The sequence below is a fragment of the Aquisalimonas sp. genome, assembly GCF_007120195.1.
Classification (GTDB): Bacteria; Pseudomonadota; Gammaproteobacteria; order Nitrococcales; family Aquisalimonadaceae; genus Aquisalimonas.
In genome coordinates, this window is the sequence record NZ_SKOG01000134.1 from 1 (window position 1) to 10,037 (window position 10,037).

11 protein-coding genes are annotated in these 10,037 nt (G+C 65.3%); 6 read left to right on the plus strand and 5 right to left on the minus strand.

Features of this window, described 5'->3' with window-relative positions:
- Nucleotides 1–492: 492 nt before the first annotated feature.
- Together djlA and QZT63_RS09805 are read right to left on the minus strand one after the other, a co-directional pair.
- On the minus strand, nt 493–1,287 hold the full coding sequence (gene djlA, locus QZT63_RS09800) for a co-chaperone DjlA (protein WP_290650754.1): 795 nt from the start codon (nt 1,285–1,287) through the stop codon (nt 493–495).
- Between the two features lie 263 nt (nt 1,288–1,550).
- Nucleotides 1,551–2,159 carry a TetR/AcrR family transcriptional regulator gene (locus QZT63_RS09805; protein WP_290650756.1) on the minus strand — a complete coding sequence of 203 codons (609 nt, stop codon included), beginning with the start codon at nt 2,157–2,159 and terminating at the stop codon, nt 1,551–1,553.
- A gap of 198 nt (nt 2,160–2,357) precedes the next feature.
- On the opposite strand from QZT63_RS09805, the gene QZT63_RS09810 reads away from it, so the two are divergent.
- The 5 genes from QZT63_RS09810 to sohB all read left to right on the plus strand — a co-directional run bounded on the left by QZT63_RS09810 (nt 2,358) and on the right by sohB (nt 8,160).
- Entirely contained in the window at nt 2,358–3,692 is a 1,335-nt protein-coding gene (locus QZT63_RS09810; RefSeq protein ID WP_290650757.1) for an FAD-dependent oxidoreductase, read from the plus strand.
- Entirely contained in the window at nt 3,689–4,462 is a 774-nt protein-coding gene (locus QZT63_RS09815; RefSeq protein WP_290650759.1) for a DUF1365 domain-containing protein, read from the plus strand. Before QZT63_RS09810 ends, QZT63_RS09815 begins: the two co-directional genes overlap by 4 nt.
- The gene (locus QZT63_RS09820) at nt 4,462–5,703 is read left to right on the plus strand and encodes a cyclopropane-fatty-acyl-phospholipid synthase family protein (RefSeq protein ID WP_290650761.1); all 1,242 of its coding nucleotides are present in this window, start codon (nt 4,462–4,464) and stop codon (nt 5,701–5,703) included. Before QZT63_RS09815 ends, QZT63_RS09820 begins: the two co-directional genes overlap by 1 nt.
- Complete coding sequence (locus QZT63_RS09825) at nt 5,700–7,010, plus strand: MFS transporter (protein ID WP_290650763.1); 1,311 nt, start codon at nt 5,700–5,702, stop codon at nt 7,008–7,010. Before QZT63_RS09820 ends, QZT63_RS09825 begins: the two co-directional genes overlap by 4 nt.
- Nucleotides 7,011–7,161: 151 nt before the next feature.
- On the plus strand, nt 7,162–8,160 hold the full coding sequence (gene sohB, locus QZT63_RS09830) for a protease SohB (RefSeq protein ID WP_290650765.1): 999 nt from the start codon (nt 7,162–7,164) through the stop codon (nt 8,158–8,160).
- A gap of 22 nt (nt 8,161–8,182) precedes the next feature.
- Here the strand turns inward: sohB and QZT63_RS09835 are convergent, their stop codons facing one another.
- A complete protein-coding gene (locus QZT63_RS09835) occupies nt 8,183–8,419 on the minus strand; it encodes a sulfurtransferase TusA family protein (RefSeq protein ID WP_290650767.1) in 237 nt (78 codons plus the stop codon).
- A 94-nt stretch (nt 8,420–8,513) separates the two neighbouring features.
- On the opposite strand from QZT63_RS09835, the gene QZT63_RS09840 reads away from it, so the two are divergent.
- Entirely contained in the window at nt 8,514–8,684 is a 171-nt protein-coding gene (locus QZT63_RS09840; protein ID WP_290650769.1) for a hypothetical protein, read from the plus strand.
- A 27-nt stretch (nt 8,685–8,711) separates the two neighbouring features.
- Here the strand turns inward: QZT63_RS09840 and QZT63_RS09845 are convergent, their stop codons facing one another.
- Together QZT63_RS09845 and QZT63_RS09850 are read right to left on the minus strand one after the other, a co-directional pair.
- Complete coding sequence (locus QZT63_RS09845; protein WP_290650771.1) at nt 8,712–9,614, minus strand: alpha/beta hydrolase; 903 nt, start codon at nt 9,612–9,614, stop codon at nt 8,712–8,714.
- Nucleotides 9,607–10,037: SDR family NAD(P)-dependent oxidoreductase (locus tag QZT63_RS09850; protein WP_290650772.1), on the minus strand; the 431-nt coding region annotated here is incomplete at its 5' end. The genes QZT63_RS09845 and QZT63_RS09850, both read right to left, overlap by 8 nt.

Consider the following 10,037-nt stretch of genomic DNA (forward strand, 5'->3'; position numbering starts at 1 on the left):
GTGAACCTGGTGCTCGGCATTATCGTGGTCGTCGTTGCCAGCGGCGGGCGCCTCGGCATGCTGGGCTAGTGTCCTTTTGGCATTCGTGCGCCTGTGGCGCGGTGTGTTTTACGGCGGGTTACGCTGCGCTAACCCGCCCTACGTGGTGGAGTGCTGCCATGGCAACGGGCCCGATCGAAGGGCGTAGGGTGCCATTAGCGCCAGCGTAATGCACCGTACAACAAACCGCGCCGCAGGCGCACAGGCGCAACCCGGGTTGTGCGCCTGCGGCGCCATGTCATTGACGGCGGGTTACGCTTCGCTAACCGACTACGTGGTGGAGTACTGGCATCGCACCGGGGCCGGTCGAAGGCTGCATTGGCGCCAGCGTAATGCACCATTAACAATCCGCCTGCGGCGCAACAGCACACGCCCAGCTCGCTCGCCCGTTATCTCCGCGCAGGCGTGCAGCCAGTCACGCCCGTGGTTCGGGATGGGCGCAGGCTCGGGCCTTCAGAATCCCTGCTGGCGACGAATCTGGTCGTAGGCGCGCCGCGCCGCGTGGGTGCGGCTGGCACCCATGCGGATTTCCTCCTCGCTACAGCCGCGGGCCTGCAGGCGATCCGGGTGATACTGGCCGACGAGCTTGCGATAAGCGCGGCGGATTTGATCGGGCGTGGCGCTCTCGGCGACACCCAGCACGCGATACGGGCTCTGGGGCATGGCACGCAGCCCGCGCCCCCCCTTCTGGCTCCGCATCAGATCGCGCAATTCGCTCTCGTTAAACCCGAGGCGCTGGGCGATGCGCGTCAACAGCGCCTGCTGCTCCTCGGTTGGATGACCGTCGGCCTGGGCGATGGCCGCCTGGTATTCCAGGAAGGCGTGCAGCAGATCGTCGTCACCCCGGCAGGCGCGGTGGAATCGACGCAGCACCCAAGCCAGCGGAAAATTCCCGCGCTTGCCGCGCCCAAACAACGCGATGGCGTCGCGTCGCATGTCACGGTCGAGTTCGAGCAGCTCGAAGACCTGTCGCGCGACGCCTATTTCCGCCTCGCTCACGCGTCCGTCCGCCTTGGCGACATGTCCCATCACCGCGCAGGCTGCGGTTAGATAGTGTCGCTGAACATCATCACTCACGCGATCCCGCCAGCACCGCCCGGACACACACCATCGCCGCACAAACACGTCACCGGCATAGCCCACCAGAAACCCGCCAGCAGCCCCGGGCAGACCAAACGCCAACGCCCCTAAGAGCGTTCCCGCGATGCGTCCCGCTCCACCGCTCACGGGCTCATAAAGGTATTGCACAGGTTTGCCTATCATTGGTCTCTTGCGGGCGCTATCAGGGGCGGAGTATTTCGGTCTCTGAGCATGGTTACCGCACGAGGGCCGATCATACCAAGGGACACCGCCCAGGCCGCAGCCTGCTCGCGGTTGCTGACGTCGAGCTTGGCGCCACCAATACGCCTGCACCGGGCGCATTCATGCGCAAACGACGCGGGATCCCTGCCTTCTCTCGGGGACGGCCTGAGGCGAGCACCACGGTCCAGCGCGTCGGTACCTCGGTGCACTCACCCAACGGCCGGCATCCTTCGCACAACAGGCTGGGGATGCAGACCGAACTCGGTGCGCAGCTGCTCTAAAACCCGCTGGAAAGTCTCGCCGCCGCCGACGCGCGCAACCTGCAGCCCACCCTGCAACGAGGTTAGCAGGCTCAGCGCCTTGCCACTGGCCGTGCCGCTGAAGGTGATGACCCCCTGGCGGGCGCCGTCGTGCAGCGTGCGAGTCAGCCAGTCCAGCAGTTGGCCGAAGAAGACTTCCGTTTCCCGCCGCATGGCCTCGGGAATCCCGGCGTGCTCCACGCCGACGACGCCCAGCGGGCAGACCTTGCCCTCACGCAGGTAGCGCGCTTCCAATTCGAAGAATGCCTCGACCCGGGCCACCGGATCCGTGCCCTGGCTCGCCAGTTGCTCCGTCCACCAGGAAAAATTGGCCCGGTAACGACGAATCAAGGCGACGCCCAGGTCAGCCTTGGACGGGTAATGGTAATGAACCGCCGCAGTCTTCACCCCCAACTGCGAGGCGATGTGTTGGTAACTGAACCCGCCGTAGCCGTTGCGCTGCAGCAGTTCACTGGCGGCATCAAGAATCCGTTTCTTGGTGCCCTGTCGTGTCCTCACCGCTCTCCCTCCACCTGGATGCGCGGGTGCCTGCATCCGAACAGCCCGCGATGCCGTAAACAGCCACAGCATACGACAGTCGCGGCGATCAGGTCATCGGCAACTCACGGAAACGCCGCATGGCAACACGATCAAGTGAGGGTGGCAAGGGTGTTTTTTTATTGTACAATATCGATACAAAGCATGGATGGGACAGACATGAGTCAAAAGCGTATCGCGGTGATTGGTGGCGGTATCAGTGGCCTGGGCGCGGCATGGCTCTTGAGCCGTAAGCATCAGGTGACGCTCTTCGAGGGCAATGACTACATCGGCGGGCATACGCACACGCAGGATGTCCCGGGGCCCGATGGGCCCATGCCGGTGGATACGGGCTTCATCGTGTACAACGAGCGCAACTACCCGCTGCTCACGGGGCTCTTCAATCACCTGGGCGTAGCCACTCGCGCCAGTGATATGTCCTTCGCCTTCCGCTCGGCGAATGGCCGACTGGAGTGGGCGGGCGACAGTCTGGACAAGCTGTTCGCCCAGCGGCGCAACCTGCTGAACCTCTCCTTTCTGCGCATGGTGTGCGACATGCTGCGCTTCAACCGCTGTGCCCACCGCTTTCTCGTCGAAGACACCGGCAATGAACCGACCCTGGGCGAGTTCCTGCACGCCATAGGCGCCTCCCGCGAGTTGCGCCAGCAATATCTCCTGCCCATGGCGGCAGCGATCTGGTCCTGCCCCCCTGAGGATATGCTGCGCTTCCCGGCGCGCCGCTTTCTGCAGTTCTTCCGCAATCATGGCCTGCTGGATCTGGTGAACCGCCCCCAGTGGCGGACCGTGGAGGGCGGCGGACGCGAGTACGTCCGGCGCATGGCGCCTGCCATCAGTGGCGGCTGCCACGCCAACACACCCGTGCACCGCATTCAGCGCCGGGACGGGGGCGTGGACGTGTTCTCTGAGCGCGAGCTGCTGGGCTCGTTCGATGACGTCGTGATTGCCACCCATGCCGACCAGGCGCTGGCAATGTTGGCCGAACCGGGCTTCTGGGAGGCAAAGCTGCTGGGTACATTCCAGTATCAGGAGAACGTCGCCTGGCTTCATTCTGACACGTCGCTCATGCCCAAGCTGCGCCGCATCTGGGCCAGCTGGAACTACCAGGGCGGCGCGCCCGGGCGACCGGCATCAGTGACCTACTGGATGAACCGATTGCAGCATCTGCCCGGCCCGACGGACTACTTCGTCACGCTCAACCCGGACGATGCGCCACATCCGGGCGCCGTCCATCGGCGCATGGTCTATACCCATCCGGTGTTCGACGCCAGCGCCGTGCGGGCACAAGGCGTGATGGACCATATCCAGGGCCGCGACCGAATCTGGTTCTGCGGCAGCTACCTCGGCTACGGCTTCCATGAGGACGGCCTGCGCTCGGCGGCGGGCGTGGCGCGGGCGTTCGATATCCCGCTGCCCTGGGTTGAGCGGCCGGCGCCCGCTGTGATTCCAGCGCGTGAACCCATGCCGGACAGCCTGGCCGGATGGCAGACACCATGAGCACCGCGACCCTGTCTGGCAGCCTGTATTTCGGGTCCGTATCGCATTCGCGCTTCGGCGACGTGCCGCACCACTTCCGCTACCGGCTCTTTGGCCTGCTCCTGGATGTGGACAGGATCGAGGAGGCGGTCACCGGATTGCGGCTGCTCTCCCGCAACCGCTTCAATCTGTTCAGCTTCCATGACCGGGATCATGGCGCGAAGAACGACTCAGCGCTGCGGCCCTGGATTGACGCCGTGCTCGCGCGGGTCGGCATCAACTTGCAGGGCGGCCGTGTGCTGCTGTATTGCATGCCGCGGGTCCTGGGCTACGGGTTCAACCCGCTCAGCCTTTGGTACTGCCACCACCAAGACGGCAGCCTGCGCGCGGTGTTGTGCGAAGTGCGCAACACATTCGGCGAATGGCACGGGTATCTGCTCCACGAGGATGGCCACCCCCTGGGTCCCATGGTCCATTCGCGCGCGGCGAAACAGTTTCACGTCTCGCCGTTTCTCCCGGTGTGCGGGGAGTACCGCTTTCGCCTGATGCCCCCGGGCAGCCGCATCGTCAACGCGATTCAGTACCACGACCGCGACGGGTTGCGCCTGTCGGCCGTGCAGCAGGGTGAGCGGCGCCCATTGACTGACGGCCAGCTTCTGCAGGCTGGCTGGCGCTATCCCCTCATGACCCTGGCGGTGATCGCAGGCATCCACTGGCAGGCCCTGAAGCTTTGGCTCCGTGGGGCGCGCTTTCACCGCAAACCGGCACTACCGCAGAAGGATGTGACCTGATGGCATGGAACAAGTCCATAGATACCACCGGCGGCGGACTGCCGGGGATCACCGGACGGTATTTCACGGCCGTGCTGAACCGGCTCGACCGTGGCACGTTGGACGTGGAGTTTCCCGATGGCTGCAGCCAAACGTTCGGCAACGGAGCCGGTCCGCACGCCGATCTGCGCGTGCATCACCCCTGGCGCGCGCTCCGGCGCCTGGGCCTCCACGGTGCCTTGGGCCTGGCCGAGGGTTACCTGGCAGGGGACTGGGACACCACCGATCTGGCGGGCCTGCTGCAGCTACTCGGCGAGAACGACCCCGGCCTCGCCAGCGCCTCACGGCCCAACCCGCTGGCCTGGTTGGGGATGCGCCTGCGTCATCGGCTGCGGGAGAACACCCGTGGCGGCAGCCGCCGCAACATTGCTGCCCATTACGACCTGGGGAATGACTTCTACCGGGAGTGGCTGGACCCAAGCATGACGTATTCCAGCGCGCTGTTCGGCGACGATGCCGCCCCGCAAACCGAGCGCTATACACTGGAGCAGGCTCAACAGCTCAAATACCAGCGCATCCTGGATCTGCTGGACGCCCGTCCCGGCGACAAGATCCTGGAGATCGGTTGCGGCTGGGGCGGTTTCGGACGGCGTGCCGCCGCTGCAGGGGCGCATGTCACCGGCGTGAGCCTGTCGCGGCAACAGCTGGACTGGGCGCAGGCCGAGGCCGCCGCCAACGGCCTCCAGGAGCGCCTGAGCTATCACTACCGGGATTACCGCGACGAAACGGGCCAGTACGACCACATCGCCTCCATCGAGATGTTTGAGGCCGTCGGCGAGCGCTACTGGCCGGAGTACTTCGATACCCTGAAAAGGAGCCTGAAGCCCGGCGGCCGGGCCGCTTTGCAGGTCATCACGATTAACGAAGCGGCTTACCCGCTGTACCGGCGCACGCCGGATTTTATCCAGCTCTACATCTTTCCCGGCGGCATGCTGCCCACCCAGGGGCATCTGACCCGCTTGGCCCAGGCCTCTGGCCTGGAGGTGCGCGCCATGAAGCCGTTCGGATCGCACTACGCCGAGACCCTGCGATTGTGGAAAGAGCGATTCAATGCGCGGGCATCCGCTATTCGGAACATTGGCTACGACGCGCATTTCATGCGCATGTGGCGCTTTTACCTCAGCTACTGTGAAGCCGGATTCCGCATGGGCCACGTCGACCTCGTGCACATGGCCGTGCAACGCCCGGGATCAACCACATGAGGGCCGTCTCGCGCAGCCGCGTGCTGCTCTATGGCCTGCCGGGGCTGCCGCTTGCGATTCTGGGCATTCCCCTGTACGTCTACTTACCCCCGTTCTATGCCGAGACGCTCGGTGTGGGCGCCGTAGGCGGGCTGCTGCTGCTCGCCCGCCTGTGGGACGTGGTCACGGATCCGGTGGTCGGCGGTATCGGCGATCGCCTCCGCAACCGCTTCGGCCGCCGCAAGACGCTGATTTTGATCGGCGTACCGTTTCTCATGTTCGGCGTGGACCAGCTCTTCCGGCCGCCCGGGGACGCGGGCGTGAGCCATCTCCTCATCTGGAGCTTCATCACCTACCTGGCCTGGACGCTGGTCTCCCTGCCCTACAGCGCGTGGGGCGCCGAGCTCAGCCGCGACTATAACCAGCGATCAAGCATCACTGGCAGCCGCGAGGGATTCGTGCTGGCGGGCATGCTGATTGCCATCGTCCTGCCGGCGATCACGTTAACGGACCCCGGCGAATCCGCCGGCGCCGCCCTGGAGCAGCTGGCCTGGCTGTTATGGCTTACCCTTCCGTTAACGGTACTGATTACGCTCATCGCCGTGCCGGAGCCGCGCAATGCCCTGTCCCCCATACCGTGGCGGCAAGGGCTTAGACTGCTGCGCGAGCACCGGCCGTTTTTTCGACTGCTGATCGCCTATATCCTCAACGGGCTCGCCAACGCGTTGCCGGCAACGCTGTTTTTGCTGTTCGCACAGCATGTCCTGCAGGCGCAGGGGCTGGCAGGGGTCATGCTCGTGGTCTACTTCGTCTCGGGCCTTGCGGGCATTCCCCTGTGGCTGTGGATCGCCCGGCGTATCGGCAAGCACCGCGCCTGGGCGCTGTCCATGCTATGGGCCGCCGGCATTTTCGCTTGGGTGCCGTTGCTGGGACCCGGAGATGCCTGGATTTTCATCGGTATCTGCCTGCTCTCAGGCCTGAGCCTGGGCATCGACATGGCGCTGCCGGCTTCAATCCAGGCGGATCTGGTGGACATTGACACGGCCCGGGGCGGCGGCCAGCGCACGGGGCTGTTCTTCGGCCTCTGGGGCATGGCGACAAAACTGGCCCTGGCGCTCGCGGTCGGCCTGGCCTATCCGCTGCTGGCAGTGGCCGGCTTTGAAGCGAACACCAGTGATCCCGAGGGCCTCTGGGCCTTGTCGCTACTGTATGGGCTCGCGCCCATCCCGTTCAAACTGGCCGCTGTGTGGCTGATTTGGCATTTTCCCGTTGGCCAGCAAGTGCAGGAGGGGACAGTGCGCCAAGTGGAGCAGCTCGAGGCGGCGTGATCGTCTGCAACCAAACCCCTGGACGGCCATACCCAATCCGGGCGCCCTGGCCTCCGGCGCTGTGCAGTCATCCGAGCGCTGGCCATCTGGTCTGAGCCCGAGAAACGTGCGTCAATGGCGCCCTCAATGAATGGAGCGCGAAGGAGGAGAAATGCAGTTTGTGTACGAGTACGGACTGTTCCTGGCGCAAACCCTGACGGTGGTCTTTGGCATCCTCGCGGTGGTTGTGGGCATCAGCGCCGTGGCCAGCCGCGATCGCGAGTTTGGCCGGGAATCCCTGCGCGTGCGGAAGCTCAATAACCGCTACCGCGACATGCGCCGCACGCTGCGCGGTGCCATGCTCGACCGCAAGGTCCTCCGCCGGCTGCGCCGGTCGGAGAAAAACGCGCAAGAGTCGGACAAACCGGCACCAGGGCCAGATAATCGGCGCGTCTACGTGTTGCGCTTCGAGGGCGATATCCGGGCATCACGGGTGGAGAATCTGCGCGAGGAGATCACCGCGGTCCTCACCCAGGCGCGCCCGGGCCAGGACGAAGTTGTTGTGTGCCTGGAAAGCCCCGGTGGCCTGGTCCACAGCTACGGGCTGGCGGCTTCCCAGTTGAGCCGCCTGCGACACCGCGGCATCCACCTCACCGCCACTGTGGACCGCGTCGCCGCCAGCGGCGGCTACCTTATGGCCAGCGTGGCGGACCGTATCGTCGCCGCGCCTTTCGCCGTGGTTGGGTCAATCGGGGTCGTGGCGCAGCTGCCGAACATTCACCGGTTGCTGAAACGCCACGACGTCGATATCGAAATGCACACTGCCGGGGAACACAAGCGCACATTGACCACACTCGGCGAAAATACCCCGGCCGGCCGACGCAGGTTCCAGCAGCAACTCGACGACACCCATGACCTGTTCAAGCGCTTTGTCCACCGCTATCGACCGGTGCTGGACCTGGAGCACGTTGCCACCGGCGAGCACTGGTATGGCGAGCAGGCGGTGGAGCTGAACCTGGTGGATGAGCTGCAGACCAGTGACGATCTGCTCATGGCGAAGGCCGACGAGGCGGAAGTCTTCGAGGTCACCTACCGGCGTAAGCAGCGCATGAGCAAGCGCCTTACCCTTGCCATCGAGACGATGCTGGAGCGGGTGTTACGGGGATCGTAGTCGTGCGCCCCGGCGCGTGACGTCACCCCCCTTTTTCCACCAGAAAGTAATACACCCCGCCCTCATCCCAGTGCTCCACCATGCGGTTGCTGGTCTTCTCGGTGAACGCCAGGAAGTCGATGACCGCGTGGGGGTCGGTGGCCATGACGCGCAGGACCTGGCCATTTTGCATACGCACCAGCTCGCGCTTGGTTCGCAGGATGGGGAGCGGGCAATTGAGCCCGGTCACATCGAGTTCGTGGTCGTAGTGCGTGGTCATGGGCGTACCCGCTGTCGTGACTCGCAGGGGACGATATCACGCGGCGGGGGATGATCGGTTATACTCCTGCGCCGGATCGCTGTTGGAGCTGGCCATGAGCGAAGAGGAGAAGACCGAGGAGCAGGACGTGGATCCGCGGTCGTATACCGACAAGCGGGTGCTTGAAGAGCATTCCCGGGAGCAGGTTGAGCGGTGGCGCAGGGAGGCCTTCGAGAAGCACCGCCGCTGGATGGAAGTCATGAAGAATAACTACGGCAAAGACTAACCCCGGGGCACAGCGCCGCGCGGGCGCCTAGCCGGGCTCGTTCACGAACGCCTCAATGGAACGGGCAAGCGCCTGCGGCTGATCGTGATGGATCATGTGACCGGCGCTATCGATCAGCTCCAGCTGCGCCCCGATCAACCGGCGGCGGCGCTCAAGCTCCTCCCAGCCACCGAACCAGGACAGCGTGCGCGACTCGCGACCCACCACCCAGAGGGTGGGTGCGGCAATCTGCCTCCAGCAGGCTTCCGCCTCCTCCAGGCGGTATAACACCGGATTACTGCGCTTGTGCCCTGGATCGGCGCGCAACCGCCACCCCCCGTCCGCCGAACGCTGCAACCAGCACTGCGCCACGAACAGGGCGCGCTCCCGGGTGAGATGCGGATGGCGCAGCTTCAGGCGATCGGCAAACGCCGCCAGGGACTCCGGCTCCCGTAACGACGGCGGCTGCCGCCACTGCTCCAGCCAGCGGGCGTAGTTCTCCGGCGCCTCTTCCGGTGCGCGGGCGCGAGCGCCGAAGCCTTCCACCAGTACGAGCCGCCGGATGCGCCCTGGGCGCACACCGGCATACAGCCCGGCGACATTGCCGCCCATGCTGTGGCCCACCAAATCCACAGGCGCATCGGCGTCATCGCCTGCGATGGCATCGAGCAGCGCATCCAGATCCCCCAGATAATCCGGGAAGTAATAGTCCCCGGGCGCCCAGTCGGATTCGCCGAAACCCCGCCAGTCCGGCGCGACGACGCGCCGTTCGCCGGCCAGCGCATCCACCAGGAATTGCCAGGTCAGCCCGGTATCCATCCAGCCGTGCAGCAGTACCAGTGCACGCCCGGATGCCGGCCCCCAGCAGTGCAGCCGGTAGCGCACGCCACGCACGCGCTGCCACTGCGCCCGCGCCGACCGCGCGGGCTGGTACATGGCCGTTTCAGCCACCCCACCGCTCCCGGTGGGAGGGTTCGGTGAAGGACCATTCTTCGGCGCTGTAGGCAGTCTCGTCCACGTCCAGGAGCAGCCAGGCCGTGAACCGCGCCACGTCCTGTGGATCCTCCAACTGACCGGTGGCATGCAGATCCAGAAAGCGCTGCACCATGGGGAAACGCTCCGGGGGCTGCTCGCGAACCAGGGCCTGCATGGGGGTGTCGACCACGCCCGGGCGCACACTGCCCACCGCGATACCGCGATCCTGCAGCTCTTCGCGCAGCACTTGGTAGATCATGTGCAGCGCCGCCTTGCTAGCGCAGTAACTGCCCCAGCCGGCATAGCCATGATGCGCCGCACCGGAGGAGATGTGCAGAACCCGACCACCGCCCTGGAGGCGATCCAGCAGGGCTTGGGTGAGGAATAGCGGCGCCTCGA